A 24,681-nucleotide genomic window follows, 5' to 3' on the forward strand; every position below is an offset into this window, starting at 1 on the left:
CGTTACCACGCCTCGATGCCGTCGGTCGACAACCGTTGCCGTGACAGCGCGGGCCAGTCCTGCACCGCACAGCCGCGCGCACCGATCGGCATCGACAGGGGTCGCGACACTGGGTGAGTCGGCGCGATGTCAGCGGTCGCACCGGCACGCGCGCGTGACACTGTGCCCGAATTCGGGTACTACCCTATTCGTTGGTGAACGACGGTGCGGGAGTAAGTGTTTCGTTTAGAATAGTGCACGGTGAGATCCTCACCTCGGTACCGATCCTCGGGTACCAGCGTAAATCATCGCGATAGTTCCACCATCTCGGGAATTCCATCGGGTACGCAGCCATAACAGGGGGTCAATCATGTCTACAGCTGTCGATTTCGCGGCCAGGCTCATCCAACCGCAGGCGATCGTCGCGGCGGGCCATTCGGCCGTTCTCGCCTACATCTCACCGAGCAGGCCGGGGGCGAACTTCGGCGCCAAACCGATCACCGCCGACTACGCTCGCGCGCTCACCGCCGCCGGGCTCGACATCGTCTCCATCTGGCAGTACGGCAAACCCGGCGACCCGACCCCCTCGGACTGGACGACCGGTTTCGACGGCGGTCGCCGGATGGCAGAACAGGCGTTGGCCACCCACCTCCGTGTGGGCGCGCCTCGACACGCACCGATCTTCTTCGCCGTCGACGAGGACATCTCGCTGTCGCAGTGGAACAGCACGGCCGTGGAGTTCTTCCGGGGCGTGAACTCGGTGCTCGGTACGGCCTGGACCGGGATCTACGGGCATTCGCGGGTGTGCGCGTGGGCGATCGAGGACGGAGTGGTCGGCGCGCGTGGGCAATTCAGTTGGGCGTGGCAGACGCGGGCCTGGTCGGGGACCGAACGGGAACCACGCGCGGTGCTCTACCAGCGGGTGATCGACACCCCGAGCAACCCCGGACCGATCATCGACGGCACCCGCGTCGACGTCAACGACATCCTCGCCCCCGACTTCGGGCAGTGGGCGCTGGACCGTTCGGTCTCGGTACCGCCGTTCACCGAGATCGACCGGCTCGGACCGTCGCACTCCCCGCGCGAGGGCGCCCGCATCACCAATTTCCTGTTGCACACCCAGGAAGGCAACGGCACCGCCGAATCCCTTGCCGCCTACCTGAACAACCCCGCCAACGGCGTGTCCTACCACTACACGCTGCGCGACGCGGTGGTGGTGCGGGTGGTGCCGGAGGAGCTCGCGTCCTGGTCGGTGCTCTCGGCGAACCCCTTCACGGTGAATCTGTGCTTCGCGGGCAGCCGGATCGCCTGGTCGCGGCAACAGTGGCTGGCCATCGACGGCGATCTGCGGATCGCGGCGTTCCTCGCCGTCCGCAGCGCGCACCGGCACGGGTACTCCACCGAGGTGATCGAGCCGAATTACCACGTCGGCGACGGGATCTCCGACCATCAGTACGTCACGAGGGCGCTCGGCATCGGCTCGCACACCGATGTGGGCCCGAACTTCCCATGGGATGTGTTCGCCACCCACGTGGCCTCGTTCGCCGGTGGGACCGGGCCGAACGCGATCGATGACCGTGCGGCCGCGTCCCCATGGCTGGGCGCGCGCCGCACCGACGGCGAACTCAGCACACCGGACGGAGTGGGACGGTTCGCCGAATTCGAGCACGGCTATGTGTACTGGCATCCCAGCACCGATGCCCACGCCGTCCCGACCGCGATCATGGACAAGTACGCGGAGTTGGATTGGGAGACAGGCCCTCTGGGCTTTCCGACGGCCGAGCACACCGAACTGCCCGATCCGCGAGGTTCCGGACCCGGGCTGGCGCAAGCCTTTCAGGGCGGCACCGTCTACCGGCGTGCCGCACAACCCGCGTACTGGGTGCACGGTGCGATCGGTGCGCGGTGGGCGGCGGCCGGGTCGGAGAACGGCGAGCTCGGGTGGCCGGCCTCCGACGAGACCGCCCACGACGACGGGATGTATCAGGCGTTCGAGTTCGGCCGGATCTACTGGGTGCCCGAACAGATCGTCGCACTGCGCAATTCCGGCGAACCCGACACCCCGCTGGCCCGGCCTGCCTGAGAGGTCAGGCCAGCAGGATCGCGAGGGTGGTGGCACCGGCGCCCAGTAGCAGCGCCACCACCACCAGGATCGCGATCAGTCGCGTGCGCGGGTTCGGTCCGGTGTAGGTTTCGTCGGCGTTCAGCATGTCGTCGATGTCGATGGCGGCGAACTCACGCGTCGATTCGAGAGGGCCGGGCTGCTCGGTCATGTGCGTGACGCTAGTCCAGGTCGCTGCTCGCCGCCGCCGATACCCCCGCTCATGTTTGTGGCAGCGGTGCGCGGGTGGTGGCGAGCAGTTCGTCGAGCTGCGCTTCGGCGCGTTCGGCACGGGCCAGCGTCTGTTTGCGTGCGTCGTCGAGCGCGGCCCACCGTTCGGCGGCTTCGGTGCGCACCTGCTCGAGTGCGGCCGCGGCTTCGTCGCGGCGTTGCCGGGTTTCGGTGGTGGTGGTGCGGCGCAGCTCGGCGAGTTCGGTGCGTGTGCGGTCGAGTTCGCCGCGCGCGGCGTCGAGTTCGGTGCGCGCTCGGCGCCACTCCTCGCGCGCTTCGGCCGCGGCCTCCACGCGTTCGGCGGTGGCTTGCTCGGCGCGCTCGGTGGCACGGTCGGCGTCGGCGGCCCGCTGGATCGCCAGATCGCGTTCGGCGTTCGCGGCCGCGATCCGGGCCTCGGCGTCGCGACGCTGGTGCGCGATCTCGGTGTCGGTGCGCTGTTGGGCACGGGCCACGGTGTCGTCGGCTTGTTGCGTCGCCGCGTCGATGTCGTCGGCCGCTTGTTGTTGCGCCGCACGCACTTGCGCCTCGGCGTCGCTGCGGGCCGCGAACACGTCTTCGGAGGCCTGTCGGGTGAGTGCGTCGACCGAGGCCACGACTTCGTCCCTAGCCGCGAGTGCTTCACTCACTGCCTGTTCAGCGTGTTCGGCGGCCGCCACCGCCTCTTCGGCCACCGATTCCGCCAGTGCGCGGGCCTCTTCGGCCTCACGCCGCGCTTGTTCGGCCGCCACCGTCGCCATCTCCGCCTCGGCGATCCGGCGAGCAGCGTCGGCTTGGACAGCCTGGACCTGCGCCTCGGCCACCGACGGATCGCCGATTGTCTGCAGCTCGGCCACCGCCGCGTTCAGCGTGGTCCCCAGCTGTTCGGCCAGCCCCCGAAACTGCCCGAGCAGTTCGTCGGCGCGCAGCCGCGCCACCGTCACCGGCCCCTGAGCCGTCACAGTGACGGCAGAGCTCGCACTCTCGGACTCCTGTTGCTGCCGTTGCCTTTCCCGCCACGCCCGCCACCGCGTGTGGTCGGGGTGATCGCAGTACTCGGAGGGGCGTCCCGGGCCACCGGCGCGGGTGATGGGACGGGCACAGCCCGGATAGTTGCATACGCTCGACACGGGAGAATCGTAGCGTTTGTTTCGTCATTCCATTACGTATTGCACGAAACGAAACCCGTGTCGCCCCTTCGGGAGTCGGATCCGGACGCTCCAACCCTGACCACCGATAAGTGAACATTATCGGTGGTCAGGATCTGCGTTCGTTTCGAATGAGCTCGAATCATTTTCGTTTACGTTTGGTCGCATTCAACGCAACGTAATGGCTACGGAACTGCTGAAAAACTGTGCTCGCCTGTACGGACGTACCAAAGACGGATTCACCGTGAGCTCCCGGCCGATTCAGGGATGCCCGAGACTTGTGCCCCGCAGCCCACCGCGCCACACGGTTCCGCGCTCGGGAGACACATGGCCGGAGACGACCGCGCTTGGTGATGGTGGTGGGCTCGCTCGGAATGGCCACCTCGGGCGTGTTCATCGCGCTGGCAGAGGTCTCCCCCCGCCACGGCCACCTTCTTCCCGAGTCTCCGCCACCACGGTCGCGGCACTGTGGCAGGGAATGGACTTCGTCCCGCATCACCGAGGTGCGGCCCTTCTACTGGGACACCGCGGCGATCACCGCCGCGTGCGCCCCGTCCGCTGTCCCGGGCGAGGAGCACGGCGGGTATCGCCGGTGCCGAAGATCATCCGAAGTCCTGCGTCCGGTCGCCGATCGACCTGTTGCAGACGAGTCCGTTTCCGGTCGCTCGTGTGGCGGTGAGGAGCCTGGATCCCCAGTCCTTCATGAGGTCGGTGGCTTCGGGTGGTCCGTGCACGATGAACGGTGCGCCGATCGAGACGAGGCAGAAGGCTGCCCAGTCCAGGGATTCGGCAGCGATATGGACCTCGCACGATCCGGGGTCGATGGCGGCGACGGTGCCGTAGTGGACGATTTCGGCTCTGACGCGTTCAGCGGAAGCCTGGATGGTGGCGTGCACCCGGTACCTCGACGGCATCGACCCGATCCTGTCGCGAACATATTCCACCGGATCGGCGCCGGGCAGGCGGCGCGGTGCGAATCGTGCGCCGGTGCGGCGTGGTTGGGTGATCCGGTCGATTCGGAAGGTACGCCAGTCGGTGCGATCGAGATCCCAGGCCACCAGATAGAGGCGGCTTTCGACATTGACGATCTGATGCGGTTGGACGGTGCGCTGCGAAGTGGCCGCGTCGCTGCCGCGGTAGGAGAACGAGACAGTATCGGCGTCCCGGCAGGCCAGCGCGAGTGTGGTCAACGCGGTGACATCGTCGATCCCGGCTCGGTGGTATCCATCACCGGCGGGGGTCGCGACGGTCCGCAGACTGTCGATCCGGCGACGGATACGAGTGGGAAGGACCTGGACGATCTTGGCCATAGCACTCATCGCGGCTTCCGCGGAGGCAGGATGGACGCCGGTGGCGATCTCCTTCAGCCCCAGCACCGTCGCGGCGGCCTCCTCCTCACCCAGGACCAGTGGCGGCAGGCAGGCACCCGCACTGAGCTGGTAGCCGCCGCCGGTACCGCGCGTCGTGACGATCGGATAGCCGAGCTCCTGGAGACCGAGCACATCACGCCGGACGGTTCGCTCACTGACATCGAGCCGGCGCGCGAGGTCGGCGCCGGACCAGTGGCGACGGCTCTGCAGCAGACCGAGAAGCGCGAGGGTGCGAGTACTGGTGGACACACCCCGAGGCTAGGCGCACTTGTGGCCACATACTGTCCGCAACTGCGACGAATCTTAGGGCACCAACCGAAAGGAGACAGTATGTCCACAACTCCCGCCGTCCCCCCGGCGCCCGCCGGATCAGCAACGGTCGACCCCTTCATCTGGACCGACGACGCGGCAGGTCTGCTCGGCTTCCTGGTCGATGTGTTCGGGGCGATCGAGGTCACCGAGGCGCGGACCGCCGACACCGACGGCCTGATTCTGCATTCCGAACTGCGGATAGGCGATTCGACGCTGACGATCGCCGATCGCAAACCGGACTGGCCGTATACGCCGTCCTTCGTTCGCGTCTACGTCGACGATCCGGCCGCCACGCTGAAACGAGCCGCCGCGCGTGGTGCGCGGATCGTCACCGAGCCGACCGATTTCTGGGGCGACGTACTGTCCCGGTTCGCCGACCCGTTCGGCCACCTGTGGTGGGTGTACAAGCACAATCCGGGTAACGCGTCCTGGGATGAAGGAGCGGCGGACGAAACCGGCGGCGGCGACTGGGGGCAGGCCGATTCCGCCGAGGCCGGTGCCGGCGAGCAGTCCTGGGAGTCGTTCGCGACCCCGGAGTTGACCGCCGTTCATTCCTCGCTCATGGAAGCGATGGCGTCGCTGCAGGATCCGCGCACCCGCTGACCCGTCGGCAATGCCCTGCGGCTTCGTCTGCGCCGCAGGGCATTCGGCATTCCGGGGCACGAACTTCCGGGCCGCCCCGTTCGACTTGTGGCCGTATATCGTCCGCAACGGAGGTTTTGATCGTCCTGTACCCCATCGAGAGGCAGGACGTGATCAACACCCGGAATTTGACCAGGACCTTCCACGGTCCCGGCGAATCAGAAGTCCGCGCGGTCGACGGCATCGATCTGACCGTCGCGCGCGAAGAAGTCTTGGCGATTCTCGGCCCCAACGGGGCCGGTAAGACGACCTTGATGCGCATGCTCACGACGCTGCTGCCGCCGACCGGCGGATCCGCGGAGATCGGCGGCCACGATGTCCAGCGCGAACCCGGCCAGGTGCGGCGGGTGATCGGATACGTCGGTCAGGGCAACAGCGCGGGACATACCCAGCGTGCGATGGATGAGGTGGTGACCCAAGCCCGGATCTACGGACTGGACCGGAAATCGGCGCGGATCCGGGCGGGTGAGCTGTTCACCGCCCTGGGTCTCGACGGGCTCGGAAATCGGAAGTCCCAGGCCATGTCCGGCGGCCAGCGCCGGCGCCTGGATCTGGCGATGGGGTTGGTCCACCGGCCCGCGCTGTTGTTCCTCGACGAGCCGACGACCGGCCTGGACCCGCACAACCGGGCCAATCTGTGGGACCACATCGCCCGGCTCCGGGCGGAATCCGGCATGACGATCGTGGTCACCACCCACTACCTCGACGAGGCCGACCAGATCGCCGATCGAGTCGTGATCGTGGATCACGGACGCATCATCGCCGACGGTTCACCCGAGACGCTCAAGAGCGAGCACGCGGGAGACCGGGTCACGCTCGAAGCGGGCGACCCGGCCTGGGCCGCAGAGCTGGCCGCGCTGGCGCGCCGGACCGAGTGCGTGAACCGGGTGACCCACACCGGCACCACTGTCGTCGCCCACGCAGCGAACGGTCCGAAAGCCGTACCCGCGCTGGTCACCGCGGCCCATGCGCGCGGCATCGAGGTCGTTTCCGCCGCTACCCGGGTGCCCACCCTCGACGATGTCTTCCTCGAGCTCACCGGACGCAGCTTGCGCGACCCGGGGACGACCGAGAGCGGCAACCACGATCCGGAGGAGACCCGATGACCACCACTGAACCGCGCCGCAATATCGTCGCCGACACCCTGCTCGTCACCGTCCGGGAACTGCGCCCCGTGCTCGGCGATCCGTTCTCGGTCGTCTTCGGCCTGGTCCAACCCCTGTTCTTCCTCTTGCTGTTCGGGCCGCTGCTGGCCCGCGACGGTGAGTCGCCCTGGGCTTGGTTCGTTCCCGGAATCCTGGTCATGACGTCGTTGTTCGGTACCGCCGGCACCGGTTCCAATCTCCAGTTCGACCTCCAGAACGGCACTCACGAGCGCCTGCTGGTCACACCACTGTCCCGGTCGGCCCTCTTCCTGGGCCGCGCGGTCAAGGAATTCCTCCCCCTGATCGCGCAGGCGACCCTGATCATCCTGGTGACCATCCCCTTGGGGCTGCGGCCGGATCCACTCGGCGCGGTGCAGGGCCTGCTGCTGCTGGGTGTCCTCGGCCTGGGCATCGGCTCGTTCAGTTACGCACTGGCCATCGTCGTCCGGGAACAGGACTGGGTTTTCTGGACCGTGCACCAGACATTGTTGTTTCCCTCGATGATCCTGTCCGGCATGCTGCTTCCCCTCGAACAAGCTCCGGGCTGGATGCGCGCACTCTCGGTGGTGAACCCACTGACCCACGTTGTGAACGCCGAACGCGATCTGTTCGCCGGCCACCTCTCGGCCGACGTCGGCTGGGGCTGGCTTGCCGCGATCCTCACCGCGGTCATCGGTATCGCTGTGGGCTTGCGCGCACTGCGCAAGAGCACCGACTGACCAGGAAAGGAACCACCATGGAAATCCTCGTCTGTGGCGCCACCGGGCATATCGGCCGCCACCTCGTCGACCAGCTACTCGCCGACGGCCACCGAGTCCGGGCACTGACCCGCACCCCGCATTCCGCGGACCTGCCACCAGGCGCGCGGCGTGTGCAGGGCGACCTGACCGACGCCTCGACCCTGCAAGAGGCGTTCACCGGTGTCGACGCCGTCCACCTCATTACCTTCGGCGGCGACGACGGCGCGGATCTCACCACCGGCCCCGAGATCGTCGACCTCGCCCGGCGATGCGGAATCGACCGCGCCACCGTCCTGGGTGGCTGGTCCCGGACAAGCGTCGAAGACGCGCTGTCGGGCAGCGGTATCACCTGGACCCGCCTCGAACCCGTCGAGATCATGCTCAACGCTCTCGACTGGCTCGACGAAATCCGCGAACACCGCACCGTCTCCGCTTTCGCCCAATGGCCCAGTGCCATGGTCCACGAAGCCGATATCGCGTCGGTCGCCCGCTGCGCGCTGACCCGAGACGGCCACGGCGGCAAAACCTACCGCCTCACCGGCCCCGAGGCCCTGACCCCGGCGCAACGCACACGGATACTCGCCGAGGCGACAGGACTTCCACTCACCCACCGGCAACTCAACCGAGCCCAGGAACGGGACCGCTTGGCCGGTCACGGATTCGGTGACGAATACGTCGAATTCGGTCTCCGCTTGGCAACCCACCCACCCGACGCCGCGGACAAGGTCCTCGACACCGTAGCGACAGTGACCGGCCGATCAGCCCGCACATTCGCACATTGGGCTACCGAGCACGCCCGCTTGTTCACCTAGCCAGGACATTCCGGGACCGGCGCGTGGCGCTGCCGGTCCCGGCCAGTTCGCCTGCACCGAGTGCGTATTTCGCCTCGGAGCTCGGCTCCCCGATTCCCCACATCGCGGCGACTCGGGACAACACCATCGAACGGTTGGTTGATCGGGTCGGTGTCCGGCAGACGGCGGCTCAACCCCGATCTCGTATTGCGAGGACGGCGCTCGCCGCTCTTTGCTCGTCGGCCTGGGGACGAACGTGGACGACGCCTTATCTCGCGTCGGCGGCTGGGCAGACCTGGAGATGGTGTAGGTCAGAACGGCTGATCGTCACGGCCGCGACGACGACGCCGATCGTGACGCCGATCAGGGTGTCCACGATCCGGCTGACGCCGATCTCGGGCGACAGGTGCACTCCGAGGCCGACCATCAGCAACGCCATCGGGGTGACCGCCAGTGAAGTGAGGGCGTAGTTGCGGGCGGCCATCACTTCGGCGCACACCTGCAGCACCACGATCACGACCGCGGTCGCCCAGTACCCCAGGCCCGCCGCGATCAACAGTGCCCCGATGACCGCGCCGCCGACATTGCCGAGCAGGCGCTGGATTCCCCGCTGCACGGTCATCGCGTACGAGACACCCTGCATCGCGGCCATCGCACCCATCGACGCCCACAGCGGACTGGCGAGCCCGGCTGCGGCGGCGAACCACCCCGCGCCAGCGGAAGCGAGTGCGATGCGCGCCGCATTGCCGAGGACCGCGCGTGAGCGCAGCCCACACAGGCCCGTCGAAAGGAACCCCTCGGGTCGCGGCAGCGCGGGCACCTCGCCTTCGGCATCGCGGTCGAAAATAATGCTGTGCCGCTTGATCTTGCGCAGTTCGGCCTCGTGCCCGACTACGTCGAGCAGCCGCCTCCGCTCTCCCGCGGTCCAGTCGTCGACCGCGCCCTCCGCCTCATCGAGCAAGGCGATCAGGTCACGATCGTGCCTCATATCCCGGCCTCGACAACCGCTGAGCGCCACCTTCTCCCGAGCGTGCGCGATCGCGGCGCGGGCCGGTTCGACGGACCCGCCACGATCGATCGCGGCGACGGCCGAGAGTGCCCGCGCGACGGCCAGCCGGGCGGGACCCAGGGGCAGCACCAGCAGTGGCGCGGTCTGTGCGAGCAGTCCCACCGCGGCGCCGATCGCCGCGGCCGAGCACGCGTGGACGAGATCGCCGGAGGCGGTGACGTATCCGACGGCCGCGGTGGCCGCGAAGACGAGGATCACCGGGCCCGGGCCGGTGATCCGGAATGCCGAGACCGACATCGTTGCCACCGCGGCACCGACAGACATCAACGCGACCTCGGCCCACATCGGCACGTGGGCGAGCGCGAGCAGTCCACCGCCTGCGATGAAAGCGACAACCAGCACGCCGACCAGCGTCACCTTGGCGGCGACCCGGACCATCGGCTCGTGCCGTGCGAAGGCGGAGGCCAGTGCCCCGAGGACCGCGAAGCCGACGTATTGCCGCAGATCGAGGAGGCCGCAGGCGACGAACACCAGTGCGGCCGCTGCGCCGACGCGCAACGAGACCGCGAGGGTCGCGTCGGCAGATCGAACCTCGAGCGCACGCCGCCAGGTGGATGCGGAGACCGAGTGCGCCAACGCGTCACGAGAGTGCCGCAGCCGGGCAGGGGTCGCGTCGGGCGGGTTCTGTAGGTCGGAAGTCGCGGCAGGCACGCTGCCATCCTAAATCTATTTTACTAGTAAAGTATATCTGAAATAGTGTGAAACCGATCGCTAGGATGACCCTATGGGCGACACCTCCCCCGACTTCGTCGACGGCGTTCGAGCCGAATGGGCCGAGACCTATCCCGAGGTGGACACCTCCACGATCGAGGTGATCGGGCGGATCAATCGGATCAGCGCGCTGGCGCTGCACCAGCTCGACCGGGCGCTCGCACCGAGGGGCGTCAACCGTGGCGAATTCGACATCCTGTGCGCCCTCGCCCGCGCCGGCCGTCCATTGCGCGCCAGCGAAGTGACCGCGAGGACCATGACCAGCGGCGCTTCGACCACCAAACACGCTGACCGGCTGACGAAGATCGGACTGATCGAACGTTTGCGCTTCGAGCGCGACGGCCGGGTGGTGCTGATGCAGCTGACCGCTGCCGGGCGCGATCTCGTCGACGCCGAACTGCCCAGTCGCGTGGATCGCGACCACCGGCTCCTGGCGGGACTCGACCAGCAGGAGCGGCAGCTGCTCGCGACCCTGCTACGCCGGGTGTCGCGCAACACTGACGCGGCCACTTGGCCGGCCCCCGGTTCCTGAGCCGCCTGGTCGAGGGCCCGTTCGGGCCTCAGGCGCTCAATGCCGCACGCATGGCCTGGGCGGTGGCGGCGGGGTCGTAGTCCTCGGCGACCCCGCCGACCAGGATGATGTCGCCCTCGATGTGCCGCGAGCGCAACGGCGCGATCTCCTGGTACGCAGGCGAGTCCCACCAGGCCCGCGCCTGGTCGATCCCCGGGAAGCCGATCATCACGATGCCGCCGCTCCAGCTGCCCTCCTTCACTTCGTGCGGCGTCACGTGCACGAGAAAGTGACCACCGTACGGCTCGAAGGTGGCGGGAATGCGCTCGATGTACTCGGCGATCTCCGCGTGCAGCGGGGCGTCCTGCAATCTGGCGATGACGTAGGCGGTCATGATTCTCCTCGGTCCGTTTGCGGCTCGGTGGTGTGATCACCAAGTTAGGTGGCCGACAGCGGTCCGGAATCAGTCGTCTATAGGTACTGAGGAGACAGCCACCGTGTGTCTACTGCGGTGTCTGGAAGCCACCGATCTTCTGTTCGAGCAGTTCGGCAAGCCGCAGTGGGGTGCGGTCCTCGAACTTCGGGCCGATGAGCTGCACCCCGACCGGTAGGCCATCGGGTGAGCGTCCCGCCGGGATGGCGGTGGCGGGCAGGCCGGGCATCGTCGCTACGCCGGCCCAGACGAGCTGGTCGAGGTACGGGTAGCCCACACCGTCGATTTCGAGGTGGCGGCCCAGCAGGTTGGGGTCGTGGTCGTGGGGGAACGCGGGAGTGGGCGTGATCGGGCACACGACGACATCGAATTCGGTGAACAGTCGCCGCCAGCCGGCGCGGTGCAGTTCGCGAGTGTTGTTCGCTGCGAGCCAGTCGCGGTGGCTGCACACCAGGGCGCGTTGACGCACCGCGACGAGATTCCGATCGTCTGCGCTCAGCTGCGCGACTCGGGTCCGCAGTTGCTCGTAGGCGTCGACGGGAAAACGCGCGCCCGCACCCGCGAACAGCAACTGCATGTAGACCGTCGCGGCTTCGGCGAGATCGGGCAGCAGTGAACTGTGTCGTTGCACGCGAGCGCCCGCTTCGACCAGCGCGTCGGCCACCCGGTTCACGCCTGCCCGCACCGCGGACCCGGTCGGTAGGAGCGGATGCTCATCGAGGATCAGGACACGGAAGTCGGCGAGTCGCTCATGGCGCGTGGGCGGCAGTGCCAGGTCGTATGCCACACCGTGTGTCAGCGGGTCCGGTCCGGCCATGACGTCGAGGAGCAGGGTGAGGTCGCGGGCCGTGCGCGCCATCGGACCGACGACCGCGAGGTCGAGATCGACCGGCAATGCTGTCGCCGGTGGTGCGACCATGCCGCGGGTCGCGGCCAGCCCGAGTGTCGGCTTGTGCGCGTAGATGCCGCAGAAATGCGCGGGGGTACGCAGGGAACCGCCGATGTCGGACCCGATGGACAGCGCACCGAATCCGGATGCCAGTGCGGCCGCGGATCCACCGGAGGAGCCACCGGGCGTGCGCGCGTGATCCCACGGGTTGTTGGTGGTGCCGTAGATCTCGTTGAAGCTCTGCACGTCTTGCAGTCCCAACGGCACATTGGTTTTGCCGAGGACCACCGCGCCCGCGGCGGCGAGCCGTGACACCTGCACCGCGTTCCCGGGCGGACAGTAGTTCGCGAATTGCGGCATGCCCCAGGTCGTGGGGAGCCCGGCGATGTCGTAGGACTCTTTGACCGTCACCGGGATTCCGAGCAGTGCGGTGTCGGCGCCGCGGGCACGCGCCTGGTCGGCACGGTGTGCGGCCTGCCTCGCACGGTCGAAGTCGCGCACACAGATCGCGTTGATCGCCTTGTCGGCACGCTCGATACGGTCGATCGCCTCGTCGGTCAGTTCCACCGAGGACACCGCACCCGCCCGCAGCGCGGCGACGAGTTGTTCGGCCGATCGAAAGCTCCACTCCATGAATCCGACCGTACCGAGCTGTCGCGGGCTCTCGATCTCGCTGCACTCGCCCCTGTCCACCAGAGACGGCGAACGGCTCACCGGCACTGCGGAAATCGTGTTCTCGTTGCGCTGTCGACGATGAATCTTCCCAGCTCACAGCATCGACACCGTGGGGCACAGGTGTGCGTCGGTCACGAAATGCCGCCGCACACAACGCGAGGGATGTCTCACCGCGCATCTGGACAATCGGGGTTTCCGGCAGCGGATGTCGTGGGTAGTTCGTTGAGGGGAGTTGCCCCGCCGTGCTCGGCCGGGCCGCACTGCCGCGGTGCCGACGGTCGTTCGCTGGCTGATCGGCACCGAAAATTCGCCGAATCAACTGCCAGGAGAAAAATGCGTTCTGTCACAGCCGGTGCCGTCGCGGTAGCTGTCGCCGCCACCATCGCCTGCCTCGCCGGACCGGCCAATGCCGTCGACAACCCCGCGGAGCCCAACGAGATCATCACCATCGACCTCAATCTGCTCGGGTGCTCCATCGGTGCCGGGCTCGGTGGCGAGCTCGCCGCCGCGTTCACCGGAGCTACCACCGGCTCGGCCACCGGATCGAGCAGCAGCGTCGACACCGGCTTCGCCTCGCGCCTGCGCGCCGCCGGCTGCTTGCCGTCCTGGAAGTAGCCGGGCGAACACCCGACGCCGGGTCACCAGGAAGCCGGCCTTCCCGGTGACTCGGCGTAGCTCGCGTACGGTCCGCTGGCGGCGAACTCCCGCTTCGGGTACGACTGGAGGCGAGCAGAGGGGGAAGCTGTGCGGGATTCGACGAGCGCGACATCAGCGATCGGTACACGGGTGGGTGAGCGAAGAGTGCGTTCCACCGAGGAATGGCTCGCCTACTTCCAGCAGAACGCGCTCCGGCAGCGTGAGATTCCGTGGCAGTCCAACGGGGTCGGGGCAACGACCGCCGAGATGGCGCCTCTTCGCCGGTCACTCCAGGCTTGGCAGCTCGGCGAAACATCGGAGGGACAGCATCTGGCGGCGGCGGCCGACCGATATGCCGCTGCCACCGGTGATCCCGCGTATCGCGATGTCATCGACCTGTTCATCCGTGAGGAGCAACGCCACGGCGCGCTGCTGGGCCGGATCTTGGACGATGCGGGAATTCCACGGCGACAAGCTGATTGGGGTGACACGCTCTTTCGCAGACTTCGGTACAGCATCACCGACATCGAGGTCTGGACCACCCCGGTCGTCATGGTCGAAGTGCTGGCGATGATCTATTACAACGCGATCCGCCGGGCTACCGGCTCACCGGTCCTGCGCGCGGTCTGCGCTCAGATCCTCGCCGACGAGGTGCCCCATGTGCGGCTGCAATGTGAGCGACTCGCGGTGCTGTCGCACAACCGATCCCGCACCCGCTACCGCTGCACCATGATCGCGCACCGCGTCCTGTTTCTCGCAGTCATGCTCCTCGTGTGGGTCGGCCACCACCGTGCTCTGCGCGCCGGCGGCTACACCTGGACGCATTACCGCCGGGCCGCCTACGCAAAAATGAACCGCGCATGGCAACGCATGGACCCGCAACGCTACGTCTGGAGCTGATTCAGCTCGCTCATTTCGACGATTCGGCGGCGGCTTCGAGGTCGTCGATGCTGCCGGACATGATCGTCGGTACGTGCGCGGTGATGCTCTCGGCGGGCCAATCCCACCACGCGACTGCCAGCAGGCGGGCGATATCAGTGTCGCTGAAGCGGGTTCGGATGAGGCGGGCCGGATTTCCGCCGACGATGCCGTAGTCGGGGATGTTGCCGGTGACGACAGACCCGGTGCTGATGATGGCGCCGTGGCCGATTCGCACGCCGGGCATCACCGTCGCGCCGTTGCCGAACCAGACGTCGTTGCCCACGACGGTGTCGCCTCGGCCCGGCAGGCCGGTGAGCAGGTCGAAGTGGTTCGACCAGGAGCCGCCCATGGTGGGAAACGGGAAGGTCGACGGGCCGTCCATGCGGTGGTTGGCGCCGTTCATGATGAACCGCGTTCCGGTGCCCAGCGCGCAGAACTTCCCGATGATCAGTTTCTCCGGGCCGTAGTGGTAGAGGACATTGCGGGTTTCGAAGGCGGTCGGGTCGTCGGGATCGTCGTAGTAGGAGTACTCGCCGACCTCGATGAGCGGCGAGGTGATCAGCGGTTTCAACAGCACAACCCGCGGCTGGTCGGGCATCGGGTGCAGCACGGTCGGGTCGGCGGGAACAGGCGTGCGATCGTGCGACACAGCGGAACTCCTTCTGCGCGTGGACTATCCGATGGCGGTCGAGCCGACCGAGCACTGCGGCGCCCACGCGACGACCGCTACACCCGATCCGAGATCATTGTCGAACACGCGGCCCAGCGCGGCGAACTCCCCTCCGACGTCGACGCACGCGGCGACCAGCGCCACCCTCGCGGCAGACGTGGGCGCATCCACCCGGATGGCCCACGCCCACCGATCGGTGATGCGATCACTGCGAGGATGGCGTGGTGGCACGCGAACGGCACCGCTGGTCTACACGAGGGTTCCGTGGCCGACGATGACGTTGCCGTACAGGTTGCGCGCGAAAACCTCAACGGCCTGGCCGCTTCCCTGCGACGGATCGACGGGTTCCAGGCGGTTCTGCACAGTGCCGTACAGCGCGTTGACCTCGAGCCGCGCCGCGCGGCCCGGCCGAATCCCTACCTCGAGGTCGCCCATCGACGTCTCCAGTCGCAGCACCCCGCGCGTGGCCTCGTCGACACGGATGTTGCCCTTGGCGGTCTTCGCGCTCACCGAACCGTTCGGGCGCTCGACCACGATGTCACCGGCGGAGACTTCGAGATCGCACCGGCCGAATTCGCCGGCGCTCACCAGCCGGCCCATGGCGAGGGTCGCGTCGAGAGCGGAGCCGATCGGCACCGCGACGGTCACCGAAACCGACGGGTTGCCGCCGAACGGGGTGAAGGTCTTCCACGTCTTCGGGGCCTCGACCGTCAGCTTGCCGTCGGCGAATTCGACCCGCATCTGTTCGGCGGCACGGACATCGGCCTTGCTGGAGGTATCGACCGGGCGGACTTCGACGACAGTGTCGGTTCGATCGGAGGCGACCACGGTGACGTCACCGCAAGGCACGTCAACGGCGACGGTGATCGACTGCGGGGTCTGGAAAGTAGGCATCTGCACTCCTGGGCTACGAGGATTGTACGTAGATGTATACGTACATTGCGTGCTCTCACTATAAGTAGATGTATACGTATAGCGCAAGTGTGGGTTTTCGCCCGCGTACAGATAGTCAGGGAGCCAGCCGGGCGATATCGGGTGCGTAGACGGTCATCCAGTGCGGACGCAGGCGGAAGTAGACCACCTCGTTGTCCCAGTCGAAGGCGTCGCCACCGTAGAAATCCTGGAGGTACGCCAGCAGTTGCGGCCAGCCTGCCCCGGGTTCACCGCCCAGCGGGTTGAGGATCTCGACCGTGCCGTGCGTGAACACGCCCAAGTTCTCCCCGCGCATGTGTGCCACGCTGGCAGCAGGTCTGGCCGCGAGATGACGCGCCTTCGCGGCGGTGCGCGCCGTGCCGAAATGCCATTGTCCGTGCAGGAAATGTCCGTCCACCCCGCTGATCCGCGGTTCGCCCTTCGCGGTCACGGTGGACAGCGCGAGGGTGCACATGCCGGTGAGGGTCTGGGTGAGCGCCTCTGCGGTCAGCGTGTTCTCGGCGTCGATGATCGAACGCAGGTGCGACGTGGCGCTGGTGAGTGAAGCGTCGAGCAGTGCCTGCAGCTCTGCGAGATCTTCTGGGGTTTCGTGCAAGGAGGTCCCTCATCTCTCAGTGGTGTGCCAACCGGCGAGTCCCATCCTCGGCGACAACCTTGACACCTTGTGTCATATTTGCGCGAGCGCGATGCGGAGAGTCGGTTGCCGGCAGCACCAGTGAGGCGACCGCCGGACAGGCATCGAAGCGCTCTGGCGCCGTGGAAGTGCCCACCGGCTCCTGGTGGTACCGGCCGTTGATCGGCGGTAGCCCTACTCGACGCTGTTGAGGAAGAACTCCCGGATATCCGTGGCGAGCAGGTCGGGCACCTCCATGGCGGCGAAGTGACCGCCCCGGTCGAATTCCGACCAGTGCCTGATGTCGTAGAGCTGCTCGGCCAGCGGGCGCACCGATTGGGTGATGTCGTGGGCGAAGACGGCGACGCCGAGCGGCACCGGGCACGGCTCGCTGCCCCTCGCGGACTCGCGATGCAGGCGTGCCGAGGACGCCGCGGTGGCGGTGAGCCAGTACAGGGAGATGTCGGTGAGCATCCGGTCGTCGCTGATCGGCGAGCGTGGGTCAGTCCATTGCGCGAAACGTTCGGCGATCCAGGCGAGTTGACCCACCGGCGAATCGGTGAGCGCGTAGCCGATGGTCTGCGGGGTGGCGGCCTGGAGTGCCTGGTAGGGCGGTCGGTTCGCCATCAGTTGTTTGACCTTGTCCAGTCGCGCTTCGTCGGTACCGGAGAGTTCGACGTCCGGGTTCGGACGGGTCGGCAGGTAGTTGACGTGCACGCCGACAACATTCTTCGGTGCCACCGCTCCGAGCGACTGAGAGATGCCCGAGCCGAAGTCGCCACCTTGGGCGCCGTAGCGCTCGTAGCCCAGCCGCCGCATCAACTCGGCCCACGCGCGCGCCACCCGGACGATGTCCCAGCCGCGCTCACGGGTCGGCCCCGAGAAGCCGTAGCCCGGAATGGACGGGATCACCAGGTGGAAGTCGCGGGACAGCGGTTCGATCACGTCGAGGAATTCGAGGAACGAGCCGGGCCAGCCGTGGGTGAGGATCAGGGCGAGCGCGTCCGGCTTCGGCGAGCGGACATGGACGAAATGAATGTTCTGGCCGTCGATTTCGGTGGTGAAGTGCGCGAGTTCGTTGAGTTTCGCCTCGTGCGCTCGCCAGTCGTAGCCGGTGCGCCAGTATTCGGCGAGTTCCTTCAGCCGTGCCAGCGGGAAGCCGTAGTCCCAGCCGGCGTCGGCGATCTCGTTGGGCCAGCGGGTGCGGGCGAGCCGGTCGTTGAGGTCGTCGATATCGGCCTGGGGGATGTCGACGCGGAACGGCTCGATCATGGTCTGAACTCCTTCGTCCGCCCAACGTTGGGGCGACTAACGTTTATGCGACCAACGATATCGCGATCGTTGGTCGCACAAACGATTTGTTAGAGTTGTCACATGGAACACCCACCCGAACCGGCCCCCGCCAGGTGGGCAACCCTGCCCACCTGGCTGCTGACCCAAACCGCGAACCACGCTCACCGCCTGGTCAGCGAGGGTTTCGCAGCGGCCGACGCCCGCGGCTACCACTACCGGCTGCTGGCCACCCTCGACGAATTCGGCCCCGCGAGCCAAGCCACCCTCGGCCGCCGCAGCGGCATCCACGTCAGCGACATCGTCGCCACCATCAACGAACTCGCCGACCACAACCTCGTCGACCGCACCCCCGACCCCACCGACCGCCGCCGCAACGTCATCACCCTCACCACCCAGGGAAAACGCCAACTCCGCCGCCTGGAAAAGCAACTCGCCCACAGCCAAGAAGAACTCCTCGACCCACTCTCCCCCGCAGAGCGAGACCAGCTGACCGCGCTGCTGTCCACGCTGCTGAACCACCACGACCGGACAACAGGCGCCGGCGACGAGCCGTCACACCGGACCTAGGCGGCAAGAGCGAGACGAGTTGGTAGCACTAATCCGCCAACTCGCAGACCAGCATCTCCTGGGCGCCCGCCTGAAATTCGTACTCCACTTCCACGATTCGGCCCTCGATACCTGATTCGGACAGATCGGCGAGCAACTCCTCGAGCTGCGGGTACCGCTCCGACGAACCGATGGGCGTCAACGGGAACAGGCGGATCTCGGTGGTGGTGACGCGGGCCAGTTCGATGATCGATCGGTGGTGGAAGGTGTAGTCGAGGTCGTCGGCGTAGCTGAAGAGTAGGTGGGAGCTCAGCGCAAGGTCGAAGGTGTTGTCGGCGAACGGGAGCGCGGGCAGGCGGCCCGGGACGTAGCAGTTCGGGGAGGTGCGGGCGTGGGCGGCGAAGTGTTCGGCTGACTCGCGGCGGGCGCGGTGGTGTTCGTCGGGGTCGGCGAAGAAGGTCCAGCGGTAGGCGTCGGCGTGCTCGCGTACGTACCTGTTGCCCCGGTCGGCTTCGGCGACCGCGGCGGCCGCCACTCGGTCGATACCGTCGTCGAAATAGGCTACGTCGCAGGCGGTGACATCGCCGCCGCGTCGACTGACCTCGGCGGCGAATCCAGCGGCGCCACCCGGACAATCGAGAATTCGGCGCTCGAGATCGTCATCGGTGAGCGCGAACATCGCCTGGTACTCGTGGAGGGAGCGCGAGCTGACGAGAATCTCGCCGAACCCACCGGTCCCCGCAGACGTGTTGTGGTCGATCATGGTCGTCCTTCCGTTCCGGGACCGCCCGTGGGGCCGGAACAGATGTCGTCACGACAGATCTGGCCACCCTCCAGGCGGCCGCGCACAACTCGGTCAGCCGCTGGTCAGCGGCCACCACAGTTGCGCGAGCATCATCACCCGGTGATCAAACCACGTGAAAGCTCGCCCGAGTAGGAGATTTTCACCGCTCTAGCGGATCATGTGGCGGTGAATCAAGATCTATTGAGGGTCAGGGCGACGGAATTCGGCGGCACACTCGAGGCGCGGATGCTGATGTGGCGTCCGGTCGTGGTGATCGGCGGCCCGACATGAATCCGGCCGAACTCGCAGCGGATCTGGAGGAACGACAGTTCGCCCGGTACGAATGCCCCTGCTGCGAAGAGCCGATCGAGCGCACCTGGAACATGGTCACCCGCGACGGCATCGCCTACGCGGCGTACTTCGCCAACAGCTACCGCCACGCCGACCAGGACCATGACACCTGGATCGATGTCATCCTGGGGACCTGGGATTCCGATGCCGTCGACGATCACGTGACTTTCGGTTGCCGCGTCGGCCCGGTACAGAACAATCCGTACCCGGCGGCGACCCTGGTCCAAGCCTGTTTGGACGGATCCGCCGACGACGTCCACGGAGTGGTGCTCTCGCGCGAAGACGGATTGGCCCACCCTCGCCTCCCGGAGTTCTGGGATGTCGTCGACTTCGTCCTGGCCAACGACCCGACCGTCACCGCCCACCTCTACCAGTAGACAAGGGGTCATCCGGCGTGGATGACCCCTTGCCGCTCAGCCGAGCGGACTGTGCCCCAACAGAACTCGTCCGCTGAAACGGGTCTGCTTGGCGCGGGGCAGTGGGTGGAACTGGCAGCCGTGGATGTCGCGGTAGAGGCGTTCGAGGTCGCAGGCGCGCGAATAGCCTGCGCCGCCCGTGGTTTCGATGGCCAGGCGGACGGTGGTGATGAGCGCGTCGGACGCGACGGTTTTGCGGCTGAGGGTGCGGGCCGCGTAGGCGTCGGTGTTGGGGAAGTTCAGGTTCTCGGAGGCGGTGAACATGGCGGCGACGAGGTCCTCGGCGGTGGTGTGGGCATTGAGCATTTCGCCCCCCGACTGGACCGTGTGGGCGTCGGAACGGCCCTCCAACAGGCGCGCGGTGAGCTCGACAGCCGCGTCCGCGACACCGAGGTAGGCGGCCAGCACCAGCGGAAGGGCCGCGCCGATCACCACATTCAGCACCGGCGGCCACGGACCGGCCGGGCGGGTCATCGAGATCGCGGCATCGGGCACGAACACCTCATCGAGCACGACCGTGTGCGACCCGCTCGCCCGCAAACCGAACGAGTCCCAGGTCTTGTCGATGCTCACCCCCGCGGCGGCCAACGGGATCGCGAAATGCAGCACCTCCCCGTCGCAGCGAACACTGCTGACGAGCACGTCCCCCACCTCACATCCGCTCGCGGGCGCCTTACGCGCACTCACCCGATACCCACCCTCTACGCGCACGGCCTGCCCGTTGGAATCGACCCAATCCGAGGCGCCGGTGCTGACCAGAATCGCCCCGCCCGCCACCTTCGCGAACACCGCCGACGCGTCCACCCCATGGTTGTGGCGCCACACCTGCGCGGCCACCAGATGCGAGTGCATCGCGAACGCGACCGCCGTCGAGGGGTCGTGCCTGCCGAGTTCGCGCAGGATCTCCCCCATCTCCCGATGCGACGCGCCCCCACCGCCGAACTCGACCGGCACGAGCGCCGCGGACAGACCGCTCGCCCGCAATCGATCGAACGCGGCGACAGAGATTTCGCCGGTGCGGTCCCGCTCAGAGACCTCGAGACGCAAGATTTCACCGATCTCACGGGCCACCGAAACCCGGTCGGTGCTGGACGTGGTGTCAGAAATTGTGGAAGTCATGTTTCGAAGGTAGGAAGCGGCGCGATAACCAGATAGTCCAGAAAGTGGACTCTCCCGGTCCAGAAAGTGGACCCCGTCGGTGCGACGGAGGAGCAATTGCCGACCGCTGAGGTGCCCATGACAATCACGACCGCAGGCTACGGCCAGTACTGCCCGATCTCGCGCGCTCTCGACGTGCTCGGCGAACGATGGTCGTTGCTCATCTTGCGCGACCTGTTCCTCGGCACCACCCGCTTCAACGACCTCGCCCGCGGCCTGCCGGGCCTGTCGCGCAGCCTGCTCGCCAAGCGCCTGCGCCAGTTCGAACGCGCCGGACTCATCGAGAAGCTCGGCACCGAACACCTGCTCACCGAAGCCGGTAGCCAGCTCGAGCCCATCCTGTTCGGCCTCGGCGAATGGGGCGCACGCTGGACCTTCGGCGCACCGCAGGAGGAGGAACTCGACGCCGCCCTGCTCGTGTGGTGGATGCACACCCGCGTCGACACCTCGATGCTGCCCGGCCGGCGGCAGGTGCTGCACGTCCGGTTCACCGACGATGTACGTCGCTTCTGGATCGTCGTCGAAGGCGCGGTGCCCTCGGTGTGCGAGACCGATCCCGGCTATCCCGTCGACGTCACGATCACCGCGGATGTCGCCGGGCTCTACGAAGTGTGGCTGGGGCGCATGCCGCTCACCCACGCGCAACGCACCGGACGGATCACCTTCACCGGCCCGCCCGCGCTGACCCGCCGCATGCCCGCGGTGTTGCGGTTGAGCCCGGTGGCCGGATATGTCGCCGCGACAGCCCGCCCGGACCAGCAAGCACGCGCGTCGTGAGACGAAAAGACGTGCCGTTCAGATCGATCCGGCTCGCTCGGCGATACTCATCGCCCAGCGGTACAGCTCGACCGGATCTCCCAGAGTCGCCTGCGCTTCAGACCGCACGAGAACGCCGTTCGCCGCGGACAACAGGTCGTACAGGTCAAGATGCACCCACTCCCACAGCATGCTGTCGAAGTTGTAGGACATCATCGCGCGTTCGACGCGCCCACGGATCTCGGCGATCTCCTTCGACCCCAGTCCCGCCGCGTGCAACCGCGCCTCGGTCGCCTGCTGGTCCTCGGCATCGAACCAGGTGTCGAGGAACGGCTCGAGCAGATCAGCCCAGATATCGAGACATCGATGCACCGCGATCGCGTTGCGCCGGCAGAAATCGTCGAGCGCGCGACGGTGCTCGGCAGGCACGAACAACGTCTCACCGGTGACGGTGCGCAGGTGTGGGCGGATCGCTCCGGGATCGGCTTCGGTGATCGCGGATACCGCGATCACGCCGTCGGGATACACCGACGCGCCCGCGAAAGGGTAGTCGACGAACCGAATTTCCGTGTCGGCGATGACCACCCGCATCGCTCCATGATGTCGGCTCGCGCGGACTCCGACCGGGCGTCATGAACTATATGGAACAAAACGTGGCGGTAATCACTCCATGCCACGTCATGTTGGCAGCCGCCGTAACCAAAACGTTAGGATTCGACCATGGTGCGTACCGGAGCAGTAACCTCAGAGCCGTACGAACCGAATGTTGCTCTGCCCCAACAGCATCCGGCCCGTCTCGCATTGGTCGGCGAAGCTCCTGAGACTGCCGCGGCGCCTGCCGGAGAGGTCGATGAACACTTCCCGCGCCTGGGCGACACCAGCTTCCTCACCGGCGCGGCCCGGCACCGCCTCGCTGCCTACATCCACACCCAGCTCGCCGAACTCGAAGAGATGCCGTGACCGCACGCCGATGACATAAGCTGCGACGCCGGTAACCATCGGCGGCAGCGGCGATTCACGCGAGGAGTGGCGAACTTGAGCGACGCATCGGTCGTGCTACCCGAGCAAGTCCGCACCGAACTGCGCCGCGGAGTACGCAGCGTGCTCGTCGACACCGCAGCCCTGCGCCTGGTCCGCGAGCGCTTCGACGACACCCAGGCAGGCGCACTGCGCCGCTACCTCGAAGCGTCCCAATCGGCCAACACGCTGCGCGCCTACCGGACCGACTGGATCGCCTGGGCAGGCTGGTGCGCGGCCGAACACCGACAGGCCCTGCCCGCCGACCCACTCGATGTGGCCGTTTACCTGGCCGCCTCCGCCGACGCCCGCCGAGAAAACGGCACGTGGGCGTTCAGCCCGGCCACCCTGGATCGCAAGTCCGCCGCCATCGCCGCAGTCCACGCTGCCAACGGACTCCCCTCACCGACACGTTCCGACGTCGTGCGCCTCACCCTGCGTGGTATCCGCCGAACCCGGCGCACCCCGCCGGCCCGGAAACGCCCGGTCCTGCTGCACACCCTCGACCAGCTTCTCGCCGAACTCCCGGCACCCGCCTGGCCCACCGAGCCCGCGCGCCGCCGAGACGGTCTGGCGCTGCTTGTCGGCTTCGCCGGCGCACTGCGACGCAGCGAACTCGCGGGCCTGCGGATCAGCGACGTGCACGTACGCACCGACCACACCACCGGCGAACCGCTGCTCGTCGTGCATCTGCCCACAACCAAGACCGACCCGACCGGCGTCGCCGAACAGCGCATTGCCCTGCCCCGCGGCAAACACCCACGCACCTGCCCGATCTGCGCGTTCGCCGACTGGGTTCGCCTACTGGAAGTCAACGCCGACGCCGGCGACGAGGGCACACGATCCTGGACGACGGACAACCTCGCCGCCGATACCACGATCCACCGCTGCCACGGCTTCACCGGCACCCGGCTCAGCACCGAAACGGACCGCCCACTGTTCCCCACCATCAACCGGCACGGCTCGATCGGTGACACCGCGCTGTCCGGCCGGGCCGTCGCCGAACTCGTCAAGCGCTACGCGGCCCGCGCGGGCCTCGACCCTGACCTGTTCTCCGGGCACTCCCTGCGCGCGGGCTTCGCCACCCAGGCCGCCCTCGGCGGCGCCAGCGACCGCGAGATCATGCGCCAGGGCCGCTGGGCCAACCCCCGCACCGTGCACGGCTACATCCGCACCGCGAATCCGCTCGAAGACAACGCCGTCACCAAGCTCGGCCTCTGAATCCGAGCGAGCCCGCAGCGCCGTCAATCGGCGGCCGGCGCCGATCAATGCCCTCTGATCAGGCGATCCGGTCGAGCCGGAAGATGCGGAACTCGCGACCGCCCGAGCGCTGGAACTCCATCTCGTACCCTGGCCAGAACTCCACCGCCTGGTCCCACACCCGCTTGTGCTCGACACCGGTGATCTCGACGACCGACACCGGGAACGCGGAACTGCCGCCGAAACGCGCCGATGCCGTGCGGGCCGCACGCAAATTCGCCGACCAGGCAGGATGCTCGGGCTTACCCCAGTTCGAGCCGACGAGATAGAAGCCGTCGCCGTCGGGCACACACAGCAGCGAGGTCGTGCGCGGCTGTCCCGACTTGCGCCCGACCACCGTGATCTCGATCGACGGGAGCCCGGCCAGGTCGAGCACACCCCACCGACCGCCGCTGAGCCTGCGCAACAACCGCTCGGTCGGCAGAACGACGCCGGCGCCACGCATCACCCAGGGCTGTGACGCGAACACGCGCGCAAAGCCCGGCAAGGGATTCCACACCATCCCAGAATCCTGGCTCGAGCGAACCTGGTTCGCCCACTCACAACCGCGTGCTGAGAGCCAACTCACTCGGTGTGCTGGACGACCGATCGCCGCGAGCGG

General features: G+C 67.4%; 28 protein-coding genes. 12 read left to right on the forward strand and 16 right to left on the reverse strand.

The window, feature by feature from the left end:
- Positions 1–349: 349 nt before the first annotated feature.
- Positions 350–2,062: a glycoside hydrolase domain-containing protein gene (locus ACFWFP_RS08430; RefSeq protein WP_379294053.1), complete on the forward strand. Its 1,713-nt coding sequence runs from the start codon at positions 350–352 to the stop codon at positions 2,060–2,062.
- Between the two features lie 4 nt (positions 2,063–2,066).
- On the opposite strand, the gene ACFWFP_RS08435 is transcribed toward ACFWFP_RS08430, so the two are convergent.
- From ACFWFP_RS08435 to ACFWFP_RS08445, 3 genes are all read right to left on the reverse strand, one after another.
- Entirely contained in the window at positions 2,067–2,252 is a 186-nt protein-coding gene (locus ACFWFP_RS08435; RefSeq protein WP_379294054.1) for a hypothetical protein, read from the reverse strand.
- Positions 2,253–2,301: 49 nt separating this feature from the next.
- Entirely contained in the window at positions 2,302–3,252 is a 951-nt protein-coding gene (locus tag ACFWFP_RS08440) for a hypothetical protein (RefSeq protein WP_379294055.1), read from the reverse strand.
- 788 nt (positions 3,253–4,040) lie between these two features.
- The gene (locus ACFWFP_RS08445) at positions 4,041–5,057 is read right to left on the reverse strand and encodes a helix-turn-helix transcriptional regulator (protein WP_379294056.1); all 1,017 of its coding nucleotides are present in this window, start codon (positions 5,055–5,057) and stop codon (positions 4,041–4,043) included.
- 81 nt (positions 5,058–5,138) lie between these two features.
- On the opposite strand from ACFWFP_RS08445, the gene ACFWFP_RS08450 reads away from it, so the two are divergent.
- The 4 genes from ACFWFP_RS08450 to ACFWFP_RS08465 all read left to right on the forward strand — a co-directional run bounded on the left by ACFWFP_RS08450 (position 5,139) and on the right by ACFWFP_RS08465 (position 8,459).
- Positions 5,139–5,723: a VOC family protein gene (locus ACFWFP_RS08450; protein ID WP_379294057.1), complete on the forward strand. Its 585-nt coding sequence runs from the start codon at positions 5,139–5,141 to the stop codon at positions 5,721–5,723.
- A 116-nt stretch (positions 5,724–5,839) separates the two neighbouring features.
- The gene (locus ACFWFP_RS08455) at positions 5,840–6,868 is read left to right on the forward strand and encodes an ATP-binding cassette domain-containing protein (protein WP_379294058.1); all 1,029 of its coding nucleotides are present in this window, start codon (positions 5,840–5,842) and stop codon (positions 6,866–6,868) included.
- Complete coding sequence (locus ACFWFP_RS08460) at positions 6,865–7,626, forward strand: ABC transporter permease (protein ID WP_379294059.1); 762 nt, start codon at positions 6,865–6,867, stop codon at positions 7,624–7,626. The genes ACFWFP_RS08455 and ACFWFP_RS08460 overlap by 4 nt, the downstream gene beginning before the upstream one ends.
- Before the next feature lie 17 nt (positions 7,627–7,643).
- A complete protein-coding gene (locus ACFWFP_RS08465; RefSeq protein WP_379294060.1) occupies positions 7,644–8,459 on the forward strand; it encodes an SDR family oxidoreductase in 816 nt (271 codons plus the stop codon).
- A 247-nt stretch (positions 8,460–8,706) separates the two neighbouring features.
- Here the strand turns inward: ACFWFP_RS08465 and ACFWFP_RS08470 are convergent, their stop codons facing one another.
- On the reverse strand, positions 8,707–10,158 hold the full coding sequence (locus ACFWFP_RS08470) for an FUSC family protein (RefSeq protein WP_379294062.1): 1,452 nt from the start codon (positions 10,156–10,158) through the stop codon (positions 8,707–8,709).
- Between the two features lie 73 nt (positions 10,159–10,231).
- Here ACFWFP_RS08470 and ACFWFP_RS08475 point away from each other — a divergent pair, with 73 nt between their 5' ends.
- On the forward strand, positions 10,232–10,750 hold the full coding sequence (locus ACFWFP_RS08475) for a MarR family winged helix-turn-helix transcriptional regulator (protein ID WP_379294063.1): 519 nt from the start codon (positions 10,232–10,234) through the stop codon (positions 10,748–10,750).
- Between the two features lie 28 nt (positions 10,751–10,778).
- Here the strand turns inward: ACFWFP_RS08475 and ACFWFP_RS08480 are convergent, their stop codons facing one another.
- Positions 10,779–11,123, reverse strand: a complete 345-nt coding sequence (locus ACFWFP_RS08480) for a DUF1330 domain-containing protein (RefSeq protein ID WP_379294064.1) — start codon at positions 11,121–11,123, stop codon at positions 10,779–10,781.
- A 109-nt stretch (positions 11,124–11,232) separates the two neighbouring features.
- Positions 11,233–12,684, reverse strand: a complete 1,452-nt coding sequence (locus tag ACFWFP_RS08485) for an amidase (RefSeq protein WP_379294065.1) — start codon at positions 12,682–12,684, stop codon at positions 11,233–11,235.
- A 375-nt stretch (positions 12,685–13,059) separates the two neighbouring features.
- Between ACFWFP_RS08485 and ACFWFP_RS08490 the strand changes: the two genes are divergently transcribed.
- Both ACFWFP_RS08490 and ACFWFP_RS08495 read left to right on the forward strand, forming a co-directional pair.
- Positions 13,060–13,341, forward strand: coding sequence for a hypothetical protein (locus ACFWFP_RS08490; protein ID WP_378991678.1), 282 nt, complete (start codon positions 13,060–13,062; stop codon positions 13,339–13,341).
- A gap of 186 nt (positions 13,342–13,527) precedes the next feature.
- Positions 13,528–14,262: a ferritin-like domain-containing protein gene (locus tag ACFWFP_RS08495; protein WP_379294066.1), complete on the forward strand. Its 735-nt coding sequence runs from the start codon at positions 13,528–13,530 to the stop codon at positions 14,260–14,262.
- Positions 14,263–14,272: 10 nt separating this feature from the next.
- Here ACFWFP_RS08495 and ACFWFP_RS08500 read toward each other — a convergent pair whose 3' ends face one another.
- The 5 genes from ACFWFP_RS08500 to ACFWFP_RS08520 all read right to left on the reverse strand — a co-directional run bounded on the left by ACFWFP_RS08500 (position 14,273) and on the right by ACFWFP_RS08520 (position 17,771).
- Complete coding sequence (locus ACFWFP_RS08500) at positions 14,273–14,881, reverse strand: CatB-related O-acetyltransferase (RefSeq protein ID WP_379295108.1); 609 nt, start codon at positions 14,879–14,881, stop codon at positions 14,273–14,275.
- 75 nt (positions 14,882–14,956) lie between these two features.
- Positions 14,957–15,184 (reverse strand): hypothetical protein, encoded by a 228-nt coding sequence (locus ACFWFP_RS08505; RefSeq protein ID WP_379294067.1) that lies wholly within the window; start codon positions 15,182–15,184, stop codon positions 14,957–14,959.
- A gap of 18 nt (positions 15,185–15,202) precedes the next feature.
- On the reverse strand, positions 15,203–15,847 hold the full coding sequence (locus tag ACFWFP_RS08510) for a hypothetical protein (protein WP_379294068.1): 645 nt from the start codon (positions 15,845–15,847) through the stop codon (positions 15,203–15,205).
- Positions 15,848–15,962: 115 nt separating this feature from the next.
- A complete protein-coding gene (locus ACFWFP_RS08515) occupies positions 15,963–16,481 on the reverse strand; it encodes a pyridoxamine 5'-phosphate oxidase family protein (RefSeq protein WP_379294069.1) in 519 nt (172 codons plus the stop codon).
- A 213-nt stretch (positions 16,482–16,694) separates the two neighbouring features.
- Positions 16,695–17,771 carry an epoxide hydrolase family protein gene (locus tag ACFWFP_RS08520; protein ID WP_379294070.1) on the reverse strand — a complete coding sequence of 359 codons (1,077 nt, stop codon included), beginning with the start codon at positions 17,769–17,771 and terminating at the stop codon, positions 16,695–16,697.
- Between the two features lie 102 nt (positions 17,772–17,873).
- Between ACFWFP_RS08520 and ACFWFP_RS08525 the strand changes: the two genes are divergently transcribed.
- Positions 17,874–18,359, forward strand: coding sequence for a MarR family winged helix-turn-helix transcriptional regulator (locus tag ACFWFP_RS08525; protein WP_379294071.1), 486 nt, complete (start codon positions 17,874–17,876; stop codon positions 18,357–18,359).
- Between the two features lie 28 nt (positions 18,360–18,387).
- Here the strand turns inward: ACFWFP_RS08525 and ACFWFP_RS08530 are convergent, their stop codons facing one another.
- Complete coding sequence (locus ACFWFP_RS08530; protein WP_379294072.1) at positions 18,388–19,101, reverse strand: hypothetical protein; 714 nt, start codon at positions 19,099–19,101, stop codon at positions 18,388–18,390.
- Between the two features lie 275 nt (positions 19,102–19,376).
- Between ACFWFP_RS08530 and ACFWFP_RS08535 the strand changes: the two genes are divergently transcribed.
- Positions 19,377–19,850, forward strand: a complete 474-nt coding sequence (locus ACFWFP_RS08535; RefSeq protein ID WP_379294073.1) for a hypothetical protein — start codon at positions 19,377–19,379, stop codon at positions 19,848–19,850.
- Positions 19,851–19,886: 36 nt separating this feature from the next.
- Here ACFWFP_RS08535 and ACFWFP_RS08540 read toward each other — a convergent pair whose 3' ends face one another.
- Entirely contained in the window at positions 19,887–21,008 is a 1,122-nt protein-coding gene (locus ACFWFP_RS08540; RefSeq protein ID WP_379294074.1) for an acyl-CoA dehydrogenase family protein, read from the reverse strand.
- Between the two features lie 117 nt (positions 21,009–21,125).
- Here ACFWFP_RS08540 and ACFWFP_RS08545 point away from each other — a divergent pair, with 117 nt between their 5' ends.
- The gene (locus ACFWFP_RS08545) at positions 21,126–21,824 is read left to right on the forward strand and encodes a winged helix-turn-helix transcriptional regulator (RefSeq protein WP_379294075.1); all 699 of its coding nucleotides are present in this window, start codon (positions 21,126–21,128) and stop codon (positions 21,822–21,824) included.
- A gap of 18 nt (positions 21,825–21,842) precedes the next feature.
- On the opposite strand, the gene ACFWFP_RS08550 is transcribed toward ACFWFP_RS08545, so the two are convergent.
- Both ACFWFP_RS08550 and ACFWFP_RS08555 read right to left on the reverse strand, forming a co-directional pair.
- The gene (locus ACFWFP_RS08550; RefSeq protein ID WP_379294076.1) at positions 21,843–22,394 is read right to left on the reverse strand and encodes a hypothetical protein; all 552 of its coding nucleotides are present in this window, start codon (positions 22,392–22,394) and stop codon (positions 21,843–21,845) included.
- A 153-nt stretch (positions 22,395–22,547) separates the two neighbouring features.
- Entirely contained in the window at positions 22,548–22,802 is a 255-nt protein-coding gene (locus ACFWFP_RS08555; protein ID WP_379294077.1) for a hypothetical protein, read from the reverse strand.
- 36 nt (positions 22,803–22,838) lie between these two features.
- On the opposite strand from ACFWFP_RS08555, the gene ACFWFP_RS08560 reads away from it, so the two are divergent.
- A complete protein-coding gene (locus tag ACFWFP_RS08560) occupies positions 22,839–24,041 on the forward strand; it encodes a site-specific integrase (protein ID WP_379294078.1) in 1,203 nt (400 codons plus the stop codon).
- A gap of 58 nt (positions 24,042–24,099) precedes the next feature.
- Here the strand turns inward: ACFWFP_RS08560 and ACFWFP_RS08565 are convergent, their stop codons facing one another.
- Complete coding sequence (locus tag ACFWFP_RS08565; protein ID WP_379294080.1) at positions 24,100–24,582, reverse strand: nitroreductase family deazaflavin-dependent oxidoreductase; 483 nt, start codon at positions 24,580–24,582, stop codon at positions 24,100–24,102.
- Positions 24,583–24,681: the final 99 nt, after the last annotated feature.

The organism is Nocardia sp. NPDC060249 (genome assembly GCF_042728755.1).
Lineage (GTDB): Bacteria > Actinomycetota > Actinomycetes > Mycobacteriales > Mycobacteriaceae > Nocardia.

Bases quoted from the DNA above. Each gene is read 5' to 3' on its own strand.
- ACFWFP_RS08430 (WP_379294053.1), top strand. From the start codon at position 350: ATGTCTACAGCTGTCGATTTCGCGGCCAGGCTCATCCAACCGCAGGCG.
- ACFWFP_RS08435 (WP_379294054.1), bottom strand. From the start codon at position 2,252: ATGACCGAGCAGCCCGGCCCTCTCGAATCGACGCGTGAGTTCGCCGCC.
- ACFWFP_RS08450 (WP_379294057.1), top strand. From the start codon at position 5,139: ATGTCCACAACTCCCGCCGTCCCCCCGGCGCCCGCCGGATCAGCAACG.
- ACFWFP_RS08460 (WP_379294059.1), top strand. From the start codon at position 6,865: ATGACCACCACTGAACCGCGCCGCAATATCGTCGCCGACACCCTGCTC.
- ACFWFP_RS08465 (WP_379294060.1), top strand. From the start codon at position 7,644: ATGGAAATCCTCGTCTGTGGCGCCACCGGGCATATCGGCCGCCACCTC.
- ACFWFP_RS08475 (WP_379294063.1), top strand. From the start codon at position 10,232: ATGGGCGACACCTCCCCCGACTTCGTCGACGGCGTTCGAGCCGAATGG.
- ACFWFP_RS08480 (WP_379294064.1), bottom strand. From the start codon at position 11,123: ATGACCGCCTACGTCATCGCCAGATTGCAGGACGCCCCGCTGCACGCG.
- ACFWFP_RS08485 (WP_379294065.1), bottom strand. From the start codon at position 12,684: ATGGAGTGGAGCTTTCGATCGGCCGAACAACTCGTCGCCGCGCTGCGG.
- ACFWFP_RS08490 (WP_378991678.1), top strand. From the start codon at position 13,060: ATGCGTTCTGTCACAGCCGGTGCCGTCGCGGTAGCTGTCGCCGCCACC.
- ACFWFP_RS08500 (WP_379295108.1), bottom strand. From the start codon at position 14,881: ATGCCCGACCAGCCGCGGGTTGTGCTGTTGAAACCGCTGATCACCTCG.
- ACFWFP_RS08510 (WP_379294068.1), bottom strand. From the start codon at position 15,847: ATGCCTACTTTCCAGACCCCGCAGTCGATCACCGTCGCCGTTGACGTG.
- ACFWFP_RS08520 (WP_379294070.1), bottom strand. From the start codon at position 17,771: ATGATCGAGCCGTTCCGCGTCGACATCCCCCAGGCCGATATCGACGAC.
- ACFWFP_RS08525 (WP_379294071.1), top strand. From the start codon at position 17,874: ATGGAACACCCACCCGAACCGGCCCCCGCCAGGTGGGCAACCCTGCCC.
- ACFWFP_RS08530 (WP_379294072.1), bottom strand. From the start codon at position 19,101: ATGATCGACCACAACACGTCTGCGGGGACCGGTGGGTTCGGCGAGATT.
- ACFWFP_RS08540 (WP_379294074.1), bottom strand. From the start codon at position 21,008: ATGACTTCCACAATTTCTGACACCACGTCCAGCACCGACCGGGTTTCG.
- ACFWFP_RS08545 (WP_379294075.1), top strand. From the start codon at position 21,126: ATGACAATCACGACCGCAGGCTACGGCCAGTACTGCCCGATCTCGCGC.
- ACFWFP_RS08550 (WP_379294076.1), bottom strand. From the start codon at position 22,394: ATGCGGGTGGTCATCGCCGACACGGAAATTCGGTTCGTCGACTACCCT.
- ACFWFP_RS08555 (WP_379294077.1), bottom strand. From the start codon at position 22,802: ATGGTTACCGGCGTCGCAGCTTATGTCATCGGCGTGCGGTCACGGCAT.
- ACFWFP_RS08565 (WP_379294080.1), bottom strand. From the start codon at position 24,582: ATGGTGTGGAATCCCTTGCCGGGCTTTGCGCGCGTGTTCGCGTCACAG.